Genomic DNA, 21093 nt, shown 5'->3' with positions numbered 1-21093 from the left:
CCCATATTCTGTCACCTCAGGTCATCCATATTTTAGGTGTTTATCTCATAATTTGGATGACCTGAGGATTATATATAATACACTTTTACCTTTATTGGATCGATTCTAACAACTGATAAGCTTCTTGTTTGTTTGTAGTGTTCAACAATTCCTCTCTAAATGAATGATCCATTAACTTCCTAGATAGCATTTGGAGAATCTTCAAATGATCATCTCCTTTTCGATCTTTTGGTACAGCAATCATGAAGATGAGTTTGGCATCAGAACCATCCATACTGTTCCAGTCAACACCCTCACGTTTTATTCCAAATACAACAGCCGGTTTATTCACTGCTTCTGATTTCCCATGTGGAATCGCAATATTCATTCCAAGACCTGTTGTACTTTCCATTTCACGGTTTAGTATGGCCTGCTTGAAATCCCCACCAGATTTCACGACATCCTGATCAACCAATTTCTGGATCAGTTCCTCAATTACTTCATTCCTCGTTTGGCCGCTTAATTCAGTATCAATTAACTCTGGTGTAGTAATATCCGTCAATTTAGTAATGGAAGGTGTCTTCTCAAGTTTTTGGTCTGCTTGTATTGAATCTTGTTGTTGAAATGCCTCGTCTTTGGGTAACTTTTCAATCGTACCAGTATTTGGCATACCTGCGATAGCGACATCTTTTTTTAAAGCGTTCACCATCAAGGCTGTAACGACAATACCCACTGCAGCTGCAATAAAGAACATAAGAACATTGTCTACGGCTCCTAGTACTGCAACAATCGGACCTCCATGGGCAACTCTGTCACCAACACTGCTTAGCATCGCAATTACAGACCCAACCATTGAACCAACGACTATGCTAGGGATTACACGTAATGGATCCTGCGCAGCAAAAGGAATAGCGCCCTCAGTAATGCCGAACAATCCCATTGTAAAGGAGGCTTTTCCTGTTTCACGTTCTGCTTGTTGATATTTCTTTTTATTAATAAAAGTAGCCAACCCCATACCTAGAGGCGGGATACAAATGGCTACGGCAATTGGCCCCATAATCTCGTAATTTCCTTCTGCAATCATGGCCGCGCCGAATAAGAAAGCGACTTTATTAAATGGCCCTCCCATATCTACAGCGATCATTCCACCTAATATCAATGCGAGAACAATAGAACTCGTCCCTTGCATACCTTCAAGCCACTGAGTCAATCCTTCAAAAATACCAGCGACAGGTGCGCCAATTACAAAAATAAATAGCAACCCAACAACTAATGACGCGATAACAGGGATAAATATAATTGGCATAACGGGTTGGATGGCTTGAGGAACCTTAATCTTCTTAATCCCTAGAACCACATATCCTGCTAAAAATCCTGCAATAATTCCTCCGATAAACCCTGCTCCTGCTTCACTTCCATAGAAACTTCCGTTCGCAGCAATGTATCCACCGATCAAGCCAGGAGCTAGTCCAGGTCGGTCAGCAATACTTACGGAAATGAAACCAGCTAAAATGGGAACCATAAAGCTGAAAGAAGCTGCTCCTAAGCTCTCAATCTGTTTCCAAAATGAATTGTCAGGTATCTTTAAACCTCCAGGCGTTTGTTCACCTCCAACAGCTAAAGCAATGGCAATTAACAGTCCACCGATAACGATGAATGGAATCATATAAGAGACCCCGTTCATCAAGTGTCGATAAATAGGATTCTCTTTATCCTTCTTTTGTTTTTTTACCGTTTCTGCAGATGGCATTGAACCTTTGTAAACGGATATATCTCCTTCCTTAAAACGTTGAAGCAACTCTTTTGGCTGACGAATTCCTTCTTGGACACCTACCACAATGAGTGGTTTACCACCAAATCGCTCCTTAGAGACCTCTTTGTCACTAGCAATGATGATTCCATCCGCTTCTTCTATGTCTTTCTCAGTCAAAGCATTTTCTACGCCTATAGACCCCTGGGTTTCCACTTTAATTTCTACGCCCATTTCATCAGCTGCTTTTTGTAAATTTTCAGCAGCCATATAGGTGTGCGCAATACCAACAGGACAAGCTGTTACGGCAAGTATTTTCATAACCATTCTCCTTTCGTCCAATTCCTAATTTCATCATAAACCGGAAAGCCTATAAAAAAATCATTCATTTTTACCGGACTTCCGGTAAAATGAATGATTATCAATTATCCTATCACCTGTTCTAATTCTTTTATATGTCTGGCTTTAATGATCTGTTGAACTACTTCTGGTTTTGTACTCATACGTGAAATCATATGCATTAATGAACGAATCTTTGCTTGATCCTGTTTGGCAATTGCTAGAAGAAATATAATAGAAACACGTTCATTAGCCCATTCAATTGGTTCCTTCATTACTGCTAAAGCAATGCAAGACTCATTCACCTCTTCTGGTGGAGCATGTGGGATGGCAATTCCTCCACCAATAGCCGTAGCGGAAGTTCTCTCTCGCATGACCGCTCTGTGTGGAAAAGTAGGGGTGACTAACTCTCTTTCTGCAAGATCCCTACCTAGCATCTCGATTACTTCATACTTATGCATCGGTTCCACTCTAAAATGAGATGCCCCGTTATTCAACAACTCCCACAGTTCATTGGAAAATAGAGGTTTTTGTGAAGACTGTTGTAAGAATTGGTCCAGCTTTTTTCGATCCTCTGCTTTTAACAGGGGAGAAATGACAAGGTGCGGGACGTTTTGCTCATCGAGTTCTCTCGTTGATAATATAAAGTCTATGGATTGCTTCTGCATCATATCATCTAGATCTCGCACTCCTATACACGCAATAATCTCCATTCCTTTATAGGATTGTTCTAACTTCGCCTGTAATAGATGGGACATGCCAACTCCTAATTCACAGACGATCAAAACTCTCTTCTTTGTTTCTCTCTTTTTTTGTAATCGCTCAATAGAGGCTTGAAAATGAAGGACTAAATAAGCAGCTTCATCTTCAGGTATCTTTATTGAATAGGTTTTATTCACATCCTCTAATGCCATCACAATCATACTGAACATATATGGATACATTTTTTTTATTTCATATAGCATTGGATTACGAATCGATAAACCGTACTGTACCCGATGTATAGTTGGAGGAAGGTGAACCTTCAGACCATCCATAAGGATAGAATCACTTCTGAAATCTGTCATCGTCATGATTTGCAGCTGTGTAGTCAGTTGATATAGGATTTTATTCGTAAGCTGATTAGTCTCACTGTTAAAATTATCAGCTAATCCATTGTGATTGCAGCTCATTAAATGCCATGTAAAATAAGTTTTTTCCGAGTCAGGAAGTTGGAGTTTCATCATTGTTTCTATAGGAGCCAAAAAATCTTCAGTCATTACATATTCTTTAGATTGTTGCGCTTTATGAATCTCTTGAGGTGTCAGAATGATAGAAGAGGATTGTCTCGTTCTTTTCATCATCACCAGTGCGTGTATAATCAAACTCTCTACTTTTTCTTCAGACAACTCCCAATTCCATTGCTCTAACATTCTAGTGATCGAGCGGCTGACAAGACGTGCTTCATACTTTGGAAACAATTGCAAAATGTATTCGCTTGAATAACTTTTATCAGAAACAAGTTCAGGCAAATGGGCTAGAGCATTACGTTTATCTAGTTCATCTCCCTTCACCACACTACCAAGTCGTTGCTTTGATACGACTTCAAGGTCGAAAGAATGCAGCCATTTGGAGATCATTAATAAATCATTACGAATTTCTGAAGGAGTAGCAAAATAGTGTTCGGTTAAGTTTTGGAGCGTTAACGGCTTGTTTTCTACCAGTAATCGATAACCGATCTCTATCAGCCGATCTTGCTCGGTATTCCCTTCAGATTGATATAAGATATTGAAAATTTTCTTTTTCTCTACTTCATCAATTGAAAGCTGTACTCCTATTCCGGGTTTGCGAATCAAATTAGCTGAGGAATACTCTCTTAAAAACTTCTCAATAATTTTTAAATCATTACGAACCGTTTTCTCTGAACAGTCTAGTTCATCAGCAAGCTGCTGTACACGTAGTGGTTCAGCTTCATGAAATAGCAGCTTTTGGATTAAATTTGTCTGTCTTTCGTTCATTTAGAACACCTTCTATCTTTATGAAACCACTTTCATTCTATCTGATGATGATTTGTGATGCCAACCTTTTTCTTCCACCTCAGGTCATCCAGAATCTGGATGACCTGAGGTGGAAATAAATGAAAGTATAAACAAGCCTAAATAAAAGAGTCTTGCACGTAGCAAGACTCTTCGTTAATTAATCTAGTTTACCGAAATCAATACGATGAGCGTATCGTTCCATCAATTTCTGGTTATGTTCCGCAGCCCCTTCGACGTTCCCACTTAGGAAAACTGGCGGTTCCTCACCCTTATCAGCCAATACCCCAATGACCTCAGCAAACATCGCATTCATAAGAGCAGCGCCAACCACCGTCGAAGTTGAGGAAAACGGGACAGGAAGAGCTTCGTGTTTTAAGACAGCGTCGCCGATAGGGCTTCCGTTATCTATTGCGATATCGGCAATTTCACTGAGATACTTTCCACTGTTATGGCGTGAAGACTGCTGCTCCGTATAGTGATGAGAGGAAAGAGAAATGATGAACGCTCCTTTTTCTTTTCCCCATAAAGCCACATCCACAGGAACAGGATTCTTCCCGGAAGTGGAGATGACTACAAGTACGTCCTCTGGGCGTATATCTTCATCTTTCAAAAAAGTTTCTGCTAGACCTTCCTGACGCTCTAAATTCGAGCTGCGTACTGCTCCTTCATGAAGCATCAAACTCTCAATAAAAATCGGGCGTATCGCAGCCAGTCCCCCAGCACGATAGAAGCCTTCTTCAGCGAGCATATGGGAATGGCCGGTGCCAAATAAGTGCACGATTCCGCCAAGCTCAATGGATTCAACTATATGTTTAGCGGCTTCTTCCAACGTATTTCTTTGAGAATCTATTGCTTTTTCCAACAAGGCTTGAACTTGATCAAAATACGCCTGTATCAAATCGCTCTTCCTTTCTAACGCTTCATCTCGGCGACGAATTTATAACGGTCGCCTCTATACGTTGATTTGACGTGTTCAAAAGGGGAACCATCGCTCAAGTAAGTAGTCCGCCGCAATAATAATACTGGAGAACCGACTTCGATATTCAGCATTTCACTCTCAAGCTCCGTAGCTAAGGAAGGTTCAAAGGACTGGACGGCCCGCTCAATCGATAGCCCCATCTCTTTTTCTATATAGTTATAAAACGACCCTTTGACAATTTCCTCGGAAATAAGGGGGAGCTTTTCCTTTGGTAAACTTAGAATTTCATAAGCCATCGGCTCCCCGTCACCAAGGCGAAGGCGATTCAATTGATAAATCTCTTCTCCTTCAGGAAGCTGCAGTTCTTCGCTTATTTTTACAGAAGCTTTTACAATTTGAAACTCTTTTACGAGTGTTCCAGGTTCAATACCCCTTCTCCGCATATCTTCTGAAAAACTTGTCAGCTGCATGAGCGGCTGTTCTATTTTTTTCTCGGCAACGAAGCTGCCCTTTCCTTTTTCACGGACAAGCAAACCTTCATTGGCCAGATTTGTAATCGCCTGGCGAACCGTCATGCGGCTGATTTCATACTTTTCAGCTAACTCCCTCTCTGAAGGGATAGCCTCTCCTGGTTTCAATTCTTTGTTCTCAATCATCGATCGTAAATGTTCTTGAATTTGATAATAAATCGGGATTGGGGATTGCTTATCTATCATATCTACTCACTCCGTTTAGTAGTCAGTTCACAATTGAGCAGCTGCATCTTTATCAACAAAAAGCGTCACATCCGGATGATTTTTAAGTGCCGTAATTGGCCAGTCCTCACTCACTTCACCATTTACAAGCTGATAAATTGCGTCTGCTTTTCTTTCACCACTTGCAAGCAGGACGACTTTTTTCGCATCCAGAATGGTCCCTATCCCCATTGTGATCGCATGTGTCGGAACGTCCTCTTTGGAGTCAAAAAAGCGAGCGTTTGCATCTCTTGTAGATTCCTTCAATTTTACTTGGTGAGTCCGCTGATTGAAAGGAGTTCCAGGCTCATTAAATCCGATATGTCCGTTTGTACCTACGCCCAGGAGCTGTACATCTATTCCACCCGCCTCACGAATGTGCTGTTCGTAGCGCTTACTCTCCTCATCTGGATCAGACACACTTCCGTCCGGGATAAAAGTTTGGCCCTGATTAAGACCAAGGGGCTGATAGAAATGCTCCTTCATAAATGTATAAAAGCTTTGCGGAGACTGAGGATCAAGCCCAATATACTCATCCAAATTAAACGACAGAAGCTTAGAAACATCCGTTTCTTCTGCTTGTAGAAATTCAGTCAAATATTTATAGAAACCGATCGGCGTGCTTCCTGTCGCTAGTCCTAAGCGTATGTTTGGCTGTTGATCGATCATCTGATAAAACATCTTCGCACTCTTACGGCTCATTTCTTCATAGTCCGATACTTTAATGATTTTCATTCTACTCACCCCATTTTATCATGATTGACTTTATTCCCTCTACAGAAGGTTTGTTTTACACTAAGTTCGGAGTCTAAAACCACTAAGTCCGCATCTTTGCCTTTTTTAATACTTCCCTTACGATCATCGACCCCTAACGATTTAGCTGCATTCCAGGAAGCCATCTTCATCACGTCTAATTCCGAGCTCTCTTCAAAAGAACTTAAATGGCGGACGGCATCGCTCATTTTCAACACACTTCCTGCAAGTGTCCCGTTGGCAAGTCGAGCTTCTCCTCCATTAATCGTTACCTCTTGTCCACCAAGGTCGTACGTTCCTTCTCGCAGACACTTCCCACGCATGGAATCCGTGATTAGCATCATCCGATCACTCCCTAGGGTACGATAAGCAAGCCGAACCATCTCATTTGTTACATGAATACGGTCAAATATGATTTCTGCAAGTAGGGATGCGTTAAGGAAAACCGCTCCGACGACTCCTGGTTCCCTGTGGTGCATCGGCCTCATTGCGTTAAACAGGTGAGTCGCATGTTTGAGACCGTGGTTAACGGCTTCGCTTACCTCATCAAAAGTCGCATGGCTATGCCCGATGGAAGGAATAACATCGTTATCTCCCAAATATCGGACGAGTTCCATCCCATTTTTTTCTTCAGGAGCGAGGGTGACAACACGAATCAGTCCCTCAGCTGCCTTTTGCCATTTTTCGAAAAGTTCTATAGAAGATGGAATGATGCACGATTCCGGCTGGGCACCGGCATGTTGAAGACTAATAAAAGGGCCTTCTAAATGGACCCCAAGCATTTCCGCTCCATCATAATCCGTCTTGCTGAACTTTGCTGCATTTCGTAAAGCATCTGTTATATGTTCGTCTGTATCAGTTATCGTCGTCGCAAGAAAACTGGTTGTTCCTTCTTTTGGAAGAGTTTCAGCCATTACTCTTAGCGCCTCTTCAGTCGCATCCATGGTATCATGTCCGGCCGCTCCATGAATGTGAATATCAATGAATCCTGGCATAATGATGTCTGTTTCATTTAATTCGAAAACTTCATCCACATCTTTTTGAGTATTTTCCTTATGACCATAATCAACAATTTGTCCGTCCACGATAAGGATATACCCGTTCTCAATCATTCCCGTTTCGGTAACGACTGTTCCACCAGTCACTAGCTTTCGCATCTTGATCACCTGATTTCCGTCTATTTGTTTATAGCATAGCAGGATGCTTCCAGGTTGTCTATACCACTTAAACTTTTCTATAACAATATACCTATAAATGCTGCACAAACAATGATTTTTAGTGATTTAATGGTATAGACAACTATAAATTTATATGGTACATTTTGTTTGGAAGCGTTAACAGATTTAACTACATCACCATTACAGAAAGGGGTTCGAAAATGTTTAACTTCATTCAACGAATAGGTAAAGCATTCATGCTGCCTGTTGCTGCCCTGCCAGCGGCTGCTCTATTGCTCCGTCTTGGACAAGAAGACTTGTTTAATATCCCATTTATGGCTGCTGCCGGTAACGCGATATTCGCTAATCTTGCACTCATATTTGCTATTGGTGTCGCGATCGGTTTAGCCAAAGATGGAAATGGTGCTGCAGGTCTTGCAGGTGCCATTGGTTATTTTGTTCTGACGGAAGGCGCTAAAGCCATCAATGAAGATATTAATATGTCAGTCTTGGGAGGAATACTCGCAGGGGTTATTGCAGGGGTATTGTATAATCGGTTCTATGATATTAAACTGCCTGAATGGTTAGGCTTCTTCGGCGGGCGTCGCTTCGTCCCTATAGTGACAGGTGCCGTCATGGTAGCGCTTGCTGGTATATTCGGGTTTGTATGGCCACCAATTCAAGAAGGAATCAATGCGCTTGGGGAATGGATCCTAGGAGCAGGTGCTACTGGTGTCGGCTTGTACGGATTCTTAAACCGTATTTTAATTCCAGTTGGGTTGCACCACGTGCTTAACACACTGATTTGGTTCGTTTTCGGAGAATATGAAGGAGCTACGGGGGAAATCGGACGTTTCTTCGCGGGAGACCCAACAGCCGGATACTTTATGGCTGGATTCTTCCCAATTATGATGTTCGGACTTCCAGCAGCCGCCTTTGCGATTATCGCTGCGGCTAAAAAAGAGAAACGAAAAGCGATCTCAGGTGGTATGATTGGTATCGCTCTGACCTCGTTCTTAACTGGGATCACAGAGCCAATCGAATTCTCATTCATGTTCTTATCACCACTGTTGTATTTTGTACACGCTGTACTGACTGGACTATCCATGATTGTCGCATTCTGGCTCGACATTCGTCATGGATTCGGATTCTCAGCAGGTTTCCTTGATTATGCATTGAATTATGGAATTGCTGAAAAACCAGCCCTTCTCCTTGTACAAGGACTGGCCTTTGGGGTCATTTATTTCATCATCTTCTACTTCCTGATCGTCAAACTTAATTTGAAAACACCAGGACGTGAAGACGAAGATACGATCGTTGAAGACAGTACGCAGCAAGGCGGAGATAAATATCAACATATGGCCGATCAATTTATCAAAGACTTAGGCGGAAAAGATAATATCAGCTCCGTTGACAGTTGTGCAACTCGCCTGCGTTTACAGATTAAAGATTTGAGCCGAGTAAATGAAGCTTCACTGAAACAACACGGAGCAAAAGGCATAATGAAGCCTGGGGGCAATAACTTGCAGATCATTGTAGGGACTCAGGTTGAGTTTGTTGCAGATGCAATGCGCCGTTCTCATGAAAGCTAATTTAGATTACGTATAAAATATTAACCCCTCAGGTCATCCAGAATCTGGATGACCTGAGGGGTTAATTATTTCCATATTTCAGCTGTTCTCAATTCATGTCATAGATTAGCCACTTCCCGTCGACTCTCTCTAGTTCAGCAATGACATTGACCGGGTTATCTTCATAGTAAGGTTCAGGGTAGATATTTACCTTGACATCAACGGTTGCGAAGTCTCCGCTTTGCTCCTTTTGTATATCAACAATTCTTACAGAAGCGTTAGGAGGGGCAAAACCTTCGGCTCCATACACGAAATCTCTTTTTATATCCGAGTGGAGATAATCACTTGCATCTTCCATCTCTCCATCAGCAAAGTCATTAAAAAAATTTCTTACGGTTTGTTCAGGGGTCATAAGTGATTGAAAAGCATTTGTATTGGAGTAAAAGAGCTGAAGAATAATGGCAACGATGGCTATTACTCCAATCACCCAGGCGAAAGTCGGAATTTTTCTAAATCCTGCTTCATGTATTACTTGATCCTCACGTGTCAAAATCGCCGCACCGCATTCGGGACAAAAACGAGCCTCTCCCTCTAAAGAATACCCACAATCGAGACACTCCTGCTGGGCGCCGCACCGATTGCAGAACTTCTTTTTCTCCTCCAATTCCTCTCCACATGCTACGCAAGGTTTCATAAGAGTCCTCCTTTTACGGAAAAAGAAACACACCCTTGAATGAGTAACCCTCCACATTTATTCCATCAGTCTTAGAACATGCCAAATGGTACATTTCTTACTTCATCTACAATTCTTTCAAAAATACTCATCCATACTAAAAAGTAGATTACCGCCATGGTTAGGTTCGAAATGAACAACCCGTAAAATACATCAAGTCCTTCATTTGTCGATTTTTCTGCATTAAGTGTGAATAATAGAACGACTGTAGATATACCGAACAAACTCAATCCAATAAAAAATAAGAAGGTACTAAAAGTGTTTAAAGATAGTAGTCCAAACAAACTGGATAAAAAGAAAAACGATACGGATATTGCATTTAAGGAACCAAATTTTGCGATCACACCCCGAAATGTAACATCCACCTTCATCATTTTTGCAATTCCAAAATTAACGGCTATAAATACAGTTAGAAAAATCAGGATATAGAAGAACGGTTGAAAAACGGTTGAAAAGAAGGGAACATCCACAAATCCACTGCTCATATCTCTCATCATTAAATAAAAAATAAAAGAGATAAAAAATGCCAACAATACATTTGCAATGATTCCACTGGTAAAATCACGGTCATTTATCTGGCGACTCACGCTGAAGGGTGCTTTAAAGGTCTGTGATGTAAAATGGAAGAACTGCTTACTAATTAATTTCATTTTGCCCGTAAACTCACTATTCTCTCTCTGAGCTGAACTCATTGGTATTCTTTGCTGAGCTTGTTGCTCTTGCTGAGCATTTGAATCCTGTATGTCTTTGGCTTCTTCTTGTGTCAAGGAAGCTCCGCATCCCCCGCAAAAGTTGGCTTCTTTTTCTATCTCAGCCCCACAAACTGAACAATACATCGTATCACTTTCCTTTCTATTTTTAATGGTGGTCACCCTTATAGATCACTACGCTCCGTTTCTTTAATATCAATCCGATTAATTTTCAGCTCACCTGAGACTTCTTGCAAATAGTAGTCTTTTTTACGGTCATAATGAGTTTGAGCACCTTCATTATTGGTAAAAATAAAGATTTCGTTCGTTTTGACAACCATTCCATTTCCACTTGCAGATTCGACTGATAGAATCTCATTATCTACAAACTCATAAGTAAATTCATTGTTTACAAGTCCATCGATGTATTCCATCAGTTCTTCCTCTGCTTTACTACCAGATAATAAGTAAGGAGAAATAATGCTGAAATCCGTAGCGTTCAATGCACTTTCATAAGCGTCACGGAAATCCAAAACAAGCCTTTCTGCCTCTTCCTCAAATGCTTCACTTGTAGCAGTCTGTTCTTCCAGAGGAGGATCGTTGACATCCTCATAGGCATCTTCAAAGACAAAATTTAATTCACCCCAAAAAGCGCTGTTTTGGGTGACAGGTTCAGTTTTCAAAATGTCTCCGTCTTTATTTTTCCATTCGGCATGCAGGTTCACTTCTTGATCTTTCGGAAAAGGACCTAATGTCTTAAATTCAGACAGTTTTTTCTTCGTACTCTTTCCATTTACGAAAAGATTAGCATCAGGATGGTTGGTTAGAATTGTGTATGTTTCTTCAGGAAAGGCCGCATCAACCGAAAAGTCTCCTCTTCCAAGGGTATCCACTACAACTTCCTGAGAGATTGTAAACTCTCCGAACTCATTGGAGGCTTCCCCCGTAAGCTGATAAGTTCCTGGATAAAGCTTCAAAAATTTATGATGTTCTTTCGTCTTCTTCACTTCCATTTTTTCTTTATCAATGGTAAAAGTGGAGGGGCTTACATTCGTCGTTAAGAGTAATTGATTAGGAGCAGCTTCTATTTCGTATGTATGGTAAAACCCCGGCACCACCGTAACCTTTTTCATGACGAACAACTCATTCCCATAGGAGTCATAAATTTTTTTATCAAAATCTGATGCTCCCTCATCCTCAATGACATGAGACATCTGCTCCCGGACATCCTCCCAGCCCGAGTATTCAATAAAACGCAGAAACTCTTCCTTATGAATAAGAGCTGAGTCGTCCAAAGTCACTTCTTCAAAAAAAGCTTTAGCATCGCCTTCTGTTATTGCCCGGTCCATCGACTGGATATCTTTCACGGGATGGATCATGGACGTGATAATGAAGTGAGCTATGACTATTAATCCTATAAGCGAGCCAACGGATATCCATACAACCTTAGCTCTTCTGGACATCGGCTTCTTAATAATATTGGATGTCACATCCTCCGAAGAACCATTACTTCCTCCTGTATGATTTCCTTGTTTCATTCCGCACTCTGTGCAAAAAGATGAGTCATCCCCCAATCGGTGGCCACACCCCGTACAAAATTTCAAAACACAACTCTCCTTTCTATTTGGATGGAGTGCATCTGATCCCCCCTCCTTTAACATTACGACGCGTTTATATGTATGATTACTTAGACTCTGTTCATAACCATTTCTACAAATTAACCCTCCACATTTTCCAATTCATGTAAAAACCCTGGACTGAGAGTCACTCAGTCCGGGGTTTTGTTACTCTACAGGTATTAATTTTACTTTGCCGTGTGTTTCAATTTGATCTCCATCATCTGTAAAAAACACGTAGTCCCCATAAAAATCTTCCCCAAGGATCGTATTGACGGTTGGATATCCGCTGCTGTCGTAAACGAAAAAGTTTGTCCCATCCCCTATGTTCGTCACCTGATAGCGTCCAGCAGGTAAGTCTTTACCAACAACATATTGGCCAGCAATCAACGTTCTTGGCTCATCCTTCGCTTTTTTCAGTTCTCCTGTCAATCGGTCCATTTCTTTCTTTTTCTCATCGACCTGGGATTGAAGTGCCTTCACCTCATTCTCTAAATTAGTAAGTTTATCATTTTCTTTTTTCAGCTTACTTTCAATTGCCTCTCTTCCAACTTTAAGTTCTTCATCTAAAGTGGACTGAGTATTATCTAATTCCTTTTGCAGAGCCGCTACTTCATTTTCTAATTCTTCTTTCTGATCAATCAGCGTGAGGGTCTCCTTTTTATCAGTTTGTAAAGTCTTCAATTCTTCATCAAGTTGGTCCATTTGCTTGTTAGCTGATATTGCTTCTTCCTCCATTGCTTTTATATCCACTTTCATATTATTCAACGTCGTCTCTGCCCCGGTTTTACCGATCATAATTCCTACTAGGAAAATAACAAGAACACCAAGGATGTACCCTGAAATCTTTACATATTTCATCCATTCCTCTCCCTGCTATTCAGTTTTGATACATCATTATACAGCGCCACTCAAAGAAACATTCTTTGAATTAAAGGAATAAATTACCTCCTCAGGTCATCCAGATTCTGGATGACCTGAGGAGATGATTTAGGGATTTCTGCTTTTCAAAATAAAAAACCCGTCAGATGACGGGTTTCTCCTTTGATACTCTTATATAGACGATTCTTCTTTGTAGACCATCTCGCCGTCCACAAAGGTCATTACTGCACGGCCATTTTCTTTAATTGGATGCTTGTCCCATAGGACGAAATCCGCATCTTTTCCAACCTCAATACTACCTATCCGATCTGCGACTCCTAATACCTCTGCCGCCCGAATGGTTACACCTTCCAAGGCGACATTACCATCAAGCCCAGCCTTTACGGCGAGCTGAGTCGATGTTTGAAGCTGACCAATAGGGATAACGGGATGGTCGGTAATAATTGCAAAAGGAACTCCATGCTCATCAAGGGTTGAATAGGTTTCCCACGAAATGTTTCCTAGCTCGACTTTTTTTCGACTTGATAATGTTGGCCCTACCGAAAATTTATAGCGTTCCTTATACTTTTTAAGATGCTGAGCAATCTTATGCCCTTCTGTGACATGCTCGACATGTAAGTCAATCTCAAACTCATTGGCAATCCTGATAGCCGTCATAATATCATCAGCACGATGAGCATGTACACAAAGAGGGAGTTTTCGCTCGAGCACTTTTCCGATCGCCTCCAGTCTCAAATTGCGGGGCTGATCTGTTTCTAAATAATGGGAAGCTTTAACAAAACTCTCCCGAATCATTGCAGCTACACCCATTCGAGTCACAGGTGCTCTTCCTTGTTGACCATGAAACTTTTTCGGATTTTCTCCTAAGGCCATTTTCAGTCCTGCTTCTTCTTTCATAACCATATTCTCAACGACTGCGCTGGGCTTTACTTTTACAACAGCGGTCAAGCCGCCAATAACATTCGCACTCCCAGGCAAAACTTGGGCTGTTGTAATCCCCGCCTGGATAGCATCTACAAAACCCTGATCACACGGATTCACACCGTCAATCGCTCGCAGGTGAGGTGTCATCGCCTCAGATGTTTCATTAAAGTCTGCACCTTCCCAACCATACCCTTCTTCATCTATTCCTAAATGGGTATGAGCATCGATCCAACCAGGAGTAAGTATTTTCTCTTCTCCATTAATAATCTCCTCACAACCTGAAACATCGATACTCCCATTTCCAAAGAACTTAACCTTTCCGTTCTCAATAATTAGAGTCGCATGATTAATAGGAGGACCTGTGACAGGGATGATGGTGACATTTTGTATGGCTAGCATTTGCTTTCCCTCCCTATTTCTCGTTGATATATTTATAGACTTGACAGGCAAGCTGAACATTGAACCAATCTCCTGAGTCGTCAAAATCAAGCTCAAGGATATCCTGGATCCGTTTGATTCGATAATAGAGCGTGTTTGCATGAATATTCAGCTGTTCTGTAATTTTTCGTAAATCCTTATCATGCATAATATATGTGATTAATGTTTGAATTAGCTCACCGTTTTTCTTATGATCATATTGAATTAATGGCCCAAGAATATCAGAAACATAGAGATCGAGTTCTTCTTCGCTATGCTGTAAAAAGAAACGATAAATTCCAGCTTCGATAAAACTCATTACTTTTTTTCCTGGCTGATTTTCAAGAAGCTGAATACATTTTTCTGCGTCTTTATACGAGTGATTCAATCTTGACAAGTTTTTATGTACTCGACCGACTCCCAGCTTAATCGGGGCAGACGTCTTTTCCATTTGATGAACAAAAGGTTTGATGTTTTCTCTTGCAGCCATTTTCCCTTCTCCATCCGGGAAGCTGACCATGGCAAATAGATAAGAGCTGTTCATTGAAACAATGCCATTAATTCGATGGACAGCTAAGGCGTGCTCTATTAACTCCACAACCTCATCTTTCTGCCTTCTTGCATCTTGAACCATTCCAGCGTTTTCAACTAATGCAGGGTCAATCTTACACAAGACCATTACATAATAATCCGATGGGGAAAATCCCAGGTTTGAAGCCTGTGACTCAAGTGAAGGAGTCATTTCACCAGCAAGTACTCCTTCAACAAGTTCACCCTTCGCTCTATTCTCAGCTTCTCGAATGGCATCCTGCTTAGTTAGTTCTAAGGACAACACCGTAGCCCCGTATTCGAACAAAACAATATCATTTTCAAAGAAGTCAGCGGAGTCGATCCACACACAAAGAAATCCCCACATCGAATCCACACCAACTACTGGAAGAACGACTAAACGCTCTTCTCCTTCCGTAGTCATTTGCTGCCACTTGTTCGTCGATATGACCTTTTTCACACGATCATGATTTAAGAACTTCTCCGGCAAATGCTTATCTTTCGCTTCGTTGTCAATGTAAAAAGGTTTTAGTAACGAATCATAGATAGCAAAAGGATAGCGGACCATACGCTTCAATGTACGCACAATAGCATCGGCACCTTCTCCTCGGGCCGCAATGTTGGTTAGCTGGTGGTGAAAATCTGTTGTACGTTGCATGGTTAGATGTTCTTTTCTTAAAGCCTGGTGAGTTTGTTGCAATTCTTTCCGCTGCTTACGTTCCTGCTTATAAAGTTTCGAATGGGTAATGACAATCGCTACGTGGTCGGCAAGCGATTCCAGTAGTTCTAAATCCTGCTCGGAGAAAAAGCTGTTGACCTTGAAACTATCGATCGTCAGTACGCCAATCGTCTCGTACTGGAAGCGCAAGGGAACAGAGATCATGCTGTCCGGGAATGCTTTATCTATTGTCGAGTCAATGTAATATTGAAAGTTGGCTTCAGACATATTGCCCATCGTTTCGGCGATTTCTTTTTCCCCATGGATCATCATAGACTTCCCATGTTGGAACACCATGCCGCTGACACCTTCACCTACTCTTAATCTCGTTTTCTTATAGCTCTGTTCTTTAAAGCCGACAGCGGATTGAACAAGAAGTTTGTCAAGCCTGTCGTCGTGTAAGAACAAAAAGCCTGTGTCAGCTGCAGAAAGAGCATCAACGACAGACTCTATAATGATGTCCAATATGTTGTCCTCATACATACGAGAAGCAAGCGTATGAGCGACATCCATCAATAGATCAAGAGAGTTTTGCTTCTCTTGATCCTTCATATAATTCATCAGTAATTTCAGCCACGGCTCATATTGATGGAAATAGTCATACGCTTCTTTTTCGTTATAGTTTTTTGAACCTGAAAGAACGACAATGATATCTTCATACTGGAAACCTTGCATGGTTGGAGACAAATGAATAACCGATTCTTGACTCTCCAGACATATGTCAATCCAACTGGTTACGTTGATAAAGTTTACTCTTCCAGAGATCGCCTTTCTAGATTCTTTATCGATTAAGTAGATTTGATCCTGATAGAATTGATTTTTCAACTGGTTTAACAACTCTGTTTTCATCGCCCCACCTCATCTTCAACTATAGAAGAGATTGTCGAAAAAAGAAAATTCTTAAAAGACTGTACCTTCCTTCACTGCATCAATCCATTCATAATAGCGTTCAATCAAGACCGATTTGTTCTTCTCATAGATTCGGCGTAATTCTCTAACAGGTTCTTCATGATCATCGACCCGAAAATCAACAAATGGATATTGATCGACAGCCACCACTTTGACAGCGGATGACTGCTTGCCTCTCACATCTCCGCCTGCTGCGTCCGCCGCTTCTAGAGCTGTAAGCAAGCGTTCTGCTAAGGGCCCTGAAGAATTTTCGAAGGCAGCAGCCATGTCATCAATCACCTCTGGTCCCGTTAACAAGTTTCCTTGAATAGAGTATTGATCACCGATCCGATGACCTTTGTAGCCGTCGTTTTCAACTCCAGTATAAGCAGCACAATTGCCGTAGGAATCCATGACTGAAACTTGGCGAAGTTCTTTACCTGGGTCATCCAGCAATAGATGGTTCAGTGTTTCATTCGCCGTTCTGCCTTGTTTGAGGTGATCGAGCCCTTCTTGACCTAGTGGAGGATTAACCCACCCTTGAGTAACAACCGCTCCCACATTCGGTTCGATATGGGGTGAATAAGCCCCGACCCCAGGGAAACAAGTCGCTACAGCCCCGCCAAAATTTCCAGTATCAGGACAGCGGGCTATAATAGAAAAAGTATTTAGTTTCATAGATTACACCTCATGACAGGCCACATAATGACCATTTTTTATTTCTCTGAATTCCGGAACTTCCCGTTTACATTGTTCAGTCGCAATGGGACAACGGGTATGAAAACGGCACCCTGTCGGGGGATTATCGGGACTCGGAACCTCTCCCTCGAGTGGAATTCTTTCTCTTTGTACATGGATATCAGGCACGGGAATCGCGGACATAAGTGCTTTTGTATAGGGGTGCAGAGGTTTATCATAAATCTCGTCACTCTCGGCCAGCTCCATCATCTGACCAAGGTACATAACCCCAACACGGTCACTGATATACTGTACGACACTCAAGTCGTGGGCGATGAATAAATACGTAAAATTGTATTCTTCCTGCAAGTCCATCAAAAGGTTAATGACCTGCGCTTGAATGGAGACGTCTAAAGCTGCAACCGGCTCATCAGCAACAATGAACTTCGGCTTTAAAGCTAGCGCACGCGCAATCCCGATCCGTTGACGCTGACCTCCAGAAAACTCATGTGGATAACGATCCTTATAGCTCTCCGGAATCCCGACATCCTTAAGCAATTTATGGACTCGTTCCTTCCGTTCCTTTTTTGGCATCCCGACCGTTGTCAACGGTTCCTCAATGACATCCATGACGGTCATCCGAGGATTTAACGAGGCAAACGGATCCTGAAAGATCATTTGAAAGTCCCGACGTCGCTTTTTCAGCTCTTTTTTATCCCAATCGAGGATGTTTTCTCCTTCAAAATAGATCGAGCCGTCGGTGGCATCCAACAATCGCATCAACAAACGACCTGTCGTTGATTTCCCACATCCGGATTCACCTACGATTCCTAATGTCTCCCCTTTATGAACTGAAAAACTGATGTCGTCCACGGCTTTAACCGTACTCTTTTTTCGAAACAATCCATTAGAAATATTAAAGTACTTCTTCAACCCTTCGACCCGTACGATTTCTTCCGTTGTCATCGTTGTTATCCTCCTCTTCTAACCAGCAAGCCACGGTATGTTGCTCCGACTCGGAAGGCATAAGAGCTGGTTGTTTTTCTAAGCATTGATCCATCACGAATGGGCAGCGATCCGCAAATCGGCACCCTTCTGGCAGGTCGTGCAGGTTTGGCGGCTGTCCTTCAATGGGCTCCAGTCGCTCTCGTTTGCCAGGTCGGGGAACTGAGTTCAATAGTCCTTGCGTGTAGGGATGTTTAGGACGATCAAAAATATCCTCCACTGTGCCTTCCTCTACGATTTTTCCTGCGTACATGACAGCGACCCGGTCACAAAGTTCTGCAACAACTCCTAAATCGTGAGTGATCATAACGATGGCTGTACCGGTGTCATCTCTCAATCCTTTTAAAATATCCAGCACTTGGGCCTGAATCGTAACATCAAGCGCGGTCGTGGGCTCATCGGCAATGATCAGATCAGGGTCACAAGCGAGCGACATAGCAATCACCCCACGCTGACGCATCCCTCCACTGAAGTGGTGAGGATACTGCTCGGCCCGCTTGGCTGGTGACGGGATCCCGACCTTTGTCAACATTTCCACCGCACGTTTCCAAGCGGATTTCTTATCTTTCTTCTCATGAATGATCGGCATTTCTGAAATCTGTGTTCCAACCGTATAGGCTGGATTCAAAGAGGTCATCGGGTCCTGAAAAACCATCGAAAGATCTTTTCCGCGAATCTTTTGCATCTCTAAGTTCGACTTTTTCAAAAGATCTTGACCGTGATAAAGCACTTCCCCAGTAACCTCTTCACTTTTCTTGTCCCCAACTAGTCGCATAATCGATTGGGACGTCACACTTTTTCCGCAGCCAGATTCTCCAACAACAGCGAGAATCTCTCCTTTTTTCACTTTGAGACTGACTCCGTCAACGGCTTTGACGACGCCTTTTTTCGTGTGAAAATGGGTCTTCAAATCATTGACTTCCATAATGTAATCAGACATCGAATCTCTCCTTTTCTTACGCTGACTCATTTTTCAGGCGAGGGTCCAGCGCGTCACGTAGTCCATCTCCCATAACATTGAAACTGAAGACCGCTAACGTAATCGCAATACCAGGGAAGACAGCGATCCACCAGGCGGATTCCATCCAATCTTTCCCTTCACTAAGCATAATTCCCCAAGAAGGCGTATCTGGAGAAACACCTAATCCAAGGAAACTGAGCGCAGCTTCTGCAAGAATCGCGAATGCAAACGATAAGGTAACCTGTACGATCAGCGGGGCCATACTGTTCGGAAGAATGTGCTTCCACATGATTTTCAAGTTGCTGACACCCATGGACTTTGCGGCTTCAATATAAAGCGAATTTTTATTAGCAAGAACGGATCCTCGTGCAATCCGGGCAAAAATTGGAGTATAGACGATTCCTACAGCAATCATCAAGTTCGTTAGACTTGGACCCAGGATCGCCATAATGACTAGAGCAAGCAAAATATCAGGAAATGCGAACATGACATCTGTCAACCGGGACAGCGCTGCATCCACCCATTTACCGTAATAACCAGCGACAACACCGATGATCGTCCCAAGTACGAGGGAAAGACCAACGGAGATAATGCCCACTTGTAGTGAAATTCTTGTTCCGTATATGATCCGACTCAAAATATCCCGACCGAACTGATCAGTACCCAGTAAGTGAGCAAGACTAGGTCCGGCAAGCCTTGCTTCTGGTGCCATTTTATACGGGTCATAGGGAGCTACAATGGGAGCAGCAATGGCGAGGATCATCAAAACCAATGTCATGAACAATCCGAACATCGCAATTTTATTCTTCTTTAATTGATACCATAGGTCTGACACCTATGATCCCTCCTTCCTAGTAACGAATTTGCGGATTCAGGAATCCGTAAATGATATCGACAATCAGATTTACAAGAACAAAAGCGCTTGCGATAAACAAAATCGTTCCTTGCAGTAGAGCGTAATCCCGGTTCGTGATAGCCGCCAGGGCAAGCTGACCGACACCTGGCAAACCGAAAATCTGTTCAATGACAACAGAGCCGCCGAGTAAATACCCGGTCTGAATCCCCAGGACAGTCACGACGGGGATCAATGCGTTTTTAATCGCATGCTTCCAGATGAGGCGCTGGTTAGAGACTCCTTTTGCACGTGCCATTTTAATGTATTCCTGATTGGTCACCTCAAGCATGGACGAGCGTGTCATCCGCATCGCAACCGCACCGACAGCGGTCCCGAGGGCAATAGCCGGTAAAAGCATGCTTTTTAAGTTACCCCATACACTTTCATACAGCCCGACAAAGCCTCCTGAAGGAAACCAGCCCGCATATAACGATAAGAAAAGGATCATTAATGTCCCCAGCCAAAAGTTCGGGATGGATATACCGAGCATTCCGAAAAAGCTGGCACCATAATCGAACTTGCTGTTCCTGCGTAAAGCGGCAATCGTTCCAAGAGGAATAGCCAGGACCACTGCAATGACTACACTTAAAATCGCAAGTTCAATCGTAATTGGTAATCGAGCTAATATCGCCTGTAAGACCGGTGTGTTCGTAAATTGTGAATAACCGAAATCACCTTTGACTACATTGCCTAACCAAAGTAAATATTGCTGGATAAGCGGTTTATCTAATCCATATTTTGCTCGTAACGCTTCTGCCTGACTTTCCGTATAGCTGTTACCGAGCATTGCTGTTACTGTATCTCCTGGTACAAGTCTGACGATGAAGAAAGCTACGATCGAAATCCCGAACAAAACAGGAATGGAAATGAGCAGCCGCTTAATAACGTATTGAATCACCTTATTTCTCCCTCCCGCAC

18 protein-coding genes are annotated in these 21093 nt (G+C 42.4%); 1 reads left to right on the top strand and 17 read right to left on the bottom strand.

Going from position 1 to position 21093, the window contains the following annotated elements; genetic code table 11:
- Positions 1–91: 91 nt before the first annotated feature.
- The 6 genes from HM131_RS06175 to nagA form a co-directional block, all read right to left on the bottom strand.
- Positions 92–2050 carry a fructose-specific PTS transporter subunit EIIC gene (locus tag HM131_RS06175; protein ID WP_085028926.1) on the bottom strand — a complete coding sequence of 653 codons (1959 nt, stop codon included), beginning with the start codon at positions 2048–2050 and terminating at the stop codon, positions 92–94.
- A gap of 104 nt (positions 2051–2154) precedes the next feature.
- A complete protein-coding gene (locus HM131_RS06170) occupies positions 2155–4065 on the bottom strand; it encodes a BglG family transcription antiterminator (protein ID WP_085028925.1) in 1911 nt (636 codons plus the stop codon).
- A gap of 178 nt (positions 4066–4243) precedes the next feature.
- Positions 4244–4984 (bottom strand): SIS domain-containing protein, encoded by a 741-nt coding sequence (locus HM131_RS06165; protein ID WP_085028924.1) that lies wholly within the window; start codon positions 4982–4984, stop codon positions 4244–4246.
- A 14-nt stretch (positions 4985–4998) separates the two neighbouring features.
- Positions 4999–5721 carry a GntR family transcriptional regulator gene (locus HM131_RS06160; RefSeq protein ID WP_085028923.1) on the bottom strand — a complete coding sequence of 241 codons (723 nt, stop codon included), beginning with the start codon at positions 5719–5721 and terminating at the stop codon, positions 4999–5001.
- Positions 5722–5748: 27 nt separating this feature from the next.
- Entirely contained in the window at positions 5749–6474 is a 726-nt protein-coding gene (gene nagB, locus HM131_RS06155; protein WP_085028922.1) for a glucosamine-6-phosphate deaminase, read from the bottom strand.
- A 5-nt stretch (positions 6475–6479) separates the two neighbouring features.
- Positions 6480–7649, bottom strand: a complete 1170-nt coding sequence (gene nagA, locus HM131_RS06150) for an N-acetylglucosamine-6-phosphate deacetylase (RefSeq protein WP_085028921.1) — start codon at positions 7647–7649, stop codon at positions 6480–6482.
- Positions 7650–7870: 221 nt separating this feature from the next.
- Between nagA and nagE the strand changes: the two genes are divergently transcribed.
- Positions 7871–9241: an N-acetylglucosamine-specific PTS transporter subunit IIBC gene (gene nagE / locus HM131_RS06145; protein ID WP_085028920.1), complete on the top strand. Its 1371-nt coding sequence runs from the start codon at positions 7871–7873 to the stop codon at positions 9239–9241.
- A gap of 88 nt (positions 9242–9329) precedes the next feature.
- On the opposite strand, the gene HM131_RS06140 is transcribed toward nagE, so the two are convergent.
- The 11 genes from HM131_RS06140 to HM131_RS06090 form a co-directional block, all read right to left on the bottom strand.
- Positions 9330–9914, bottom strand: coding sequence for a double zinc ribbon domain-containing protein (locus HM131_RS06140; RefSeq protein ID WP_198162733.1), 585 nt, complete (start codon positions 9912–9914; stop codon positions 9330–9332).
- Positions 9915–9985: 71 nt separating this feature from the next.
- Positions 9986–10825: a zinc ribbon domain-containing protein gene (locus HM131_RS06135; RefSeq protein ID WP_157130769.1), complete on the bottom strand. Its 840-nt coding sequence runs from the start codon at positions 10823–10825 to the stop codon at positions 9986–9988.
- A 2-nt stretch (positions 10826–10827) separates the two neighbouring features.
- A complete protein-coding gene (locus HM131_RS06130) occupies positions 10828–12246 on the bottom strand; it encodes a TcaA NTF2-like domain-containing protein (RefSeq protein WP_232324887.1) in 1419 nt (472 codons plus the stop codon).
- Between the two features lie 180 nt (positions 12247–12426).
- A complete protein-coding gene (locus HM131_RS21040; protein WP_232324886.1) occupies positions 12427–13119 on the bottom strand; it encodes a coiled-coil domain-containing protein in 693 nt (230 codons plus the stop codon).
- A 192-nt stretch (positions 13120–13311) separates the two neighbouring features.
- The gene (locus tag HM131_RS06120; protein WP_085028916.1) at positions 13312–14463 is read right to left on the bottom strand and encodes an amidohydrolase; all 1152 of its coding nucleotides are present in this window, start codon (positions 14461–14463) and stop codon (positions 13312–13314) included.
- Between the two features lie 13 nt (positions 14464–14476).
- Entirely contained in the window at positions 14477–16597 is a 2121-nt protein-coding gene (locus HM131_RS06115; protein WP_085028915.1) for a helix-turn-helix domain-containing protein, read from the bottom strand.
- A 51-nt stretch (positions 16598–16648) separates the two neighbouring features.
- Positions 16649–17314, bottom strand: coding sequence for a DUF1028 domain-containing protein (locus tag HM131_RS06110; protein WP_085028914.1), 666 nt, complete (start codon positions 17312–17314; stop codon positions 16649–16651).
- Positions 17315–17317: 3 nt separating this feature from the next.
- Complete coding sequence (locus HM131_RS06105) at positions 17318–18280, bottom strand: ABC transporter ATP-binding protein (protein ID WP_085028913.1); 963 nt, start codon at positions 18278–18280, stop codon at positions 17318–17320.
- The gene (locus tag HM131_RS06100) at positions 18231–19259 is read right to left on the bottom strand and encodes an ABC transporter ATP-binding protein (protein WP_085028912.1); all 1029 of its coding nucleotides are present in this window, start codon (positions 19257–19259) and stop codon (positions 18231–18233) included. The genes HM131_RS06105 and HM131_RS06100 overlap by 50 nt, the downstream gene beginning before the upstream one ends.
- 16 nt (positions 19260–19275) lie before the next feature.
- Positions 19276–20115 (bottom strand): ABC transporter permease, encoded by an 840-nt coding sequence (locus HM131_RS06095; protein WP_085028911.1) that lies wholly within the window; start codon positions 20113–20115, stop codon positions 19276–19278.
- 16 nt (positions 20116–20131) lie between these two features.
- Positions 20132–21073, bottom strand: a complete 942-nt coding sequence (locus HM131_RS06090) for an ABC transporter permease (RefSeq protein ID WP_085028910.1) — start codon at positions 21071–21073, stop codon at positions 20132–20134.
- Between the last annotated feature and the right edge of the window lie 20 nt (positions 21074–21093).

Origin of the sequence: Halobacillus mangrovi (assembly GCF_002097535.1) — a bacterium.
GTDB classification, from domain to species: Bacteria; Bacillota; Bacilli; order Bacillales; family Halobacillaceae; genus Halobacillus; species Halobacillus mangrovi_A.
The sequence above is the reverse complement of the archived record's forward strand: the minus strand, read 5'-3'. Positions and strand labels throughout refer to the sequence as shown.

Bases quoted from the DNA above. Each gene is read 5' to 3' on its own strand.
- HM131_RS06175 (WP_085028926.1), bottom strand. From the start codon at position 2,050: ATGAAAATACTTGCCGTAACAGCTTGTCCTGTTGGTATTGCGCACACC.
- HM131_RS06170 (WP_085028925.1), bottom strand. From the start codon at position 4,065: ATGAACGAAAGACAGACAAATTTAATCCAAAAGCTGCTATTTCATGAA.
- HM131_RS06160 (WP_085028923.1), bottom strand. From the start codon at position 5,721: ATGATAGATAAGCAATCCCCAATCCCGATTTATTATCAAATTCAAGAA.
- nagB (WP_085028922.1), bottom strand. From the start codon at position 6,474: ATGAAAATCATTAAAGTATCGGACTATGAAGAAATGAGCCGTAAGAGT.
- nagA (WP_085028921.1), bottom strand. From the start codon at position 7,649: ATGCGAAAGCTAGTGACTGGTGGAACAGTCGTTACCGAAACGGGAATG.
- nagE (WP_085028920.1), top strand. From the start codon at position 7,871: ATGTTTAACTTCATTCAACGAATAGGTAAAGCATTCATGCTGCCTGTT.
- HM131_RS06140 (WP_198162733.1), bottom strand. From the start codon at position 9,914: ATGAAACCTTGCGTAGCATGTGGAGAGGAATTGGAGGAGAAAAAGAAG.
- HM131_RS21040 (WP_232324886.1), bottom strand. From the start codon at position 13,119: ATGAAATATGTAAAGATTTCAGGGTACATCCTTGGTGTTCTTGTTATT.
- HM131_RS06120 (WP_085028916.1), bottom strand. From the start codon at position 14,463: ATGCTAGCCATACAAAATGTCACCATCATCCCTGTCACAGGTCCTCCT.
- HM131_RS06115 (WP_085028915.1), bottom strand. From the start codon at position 16,597: ATGAAAACAGAGTTGTTAAACCAGTTGAAAAATCAATTCTATCAGGAT.
- HM131_RS06110 (WP_085028914.1), bottom strand. From the start codon at position 17,314: ATGAAACTAAATACTTTTTCTATTATAGCCCGCTGTCCTGATACTGGA.
- HM131_RS06105 (WP_085028913.1), bottom strand. From the start codon at position 18,280: ATGACAACGGAAGAAATCGTACGGGTCGAAGGGTTGAAGAAGTACTTT.
- HM131_RS06100 (WP_085028912.1), bottom strand. From the start codon at position 19,259: ATGTCTGATTACATTATGGAAGTCAATGATTTGAAGACCCATTTTCAC.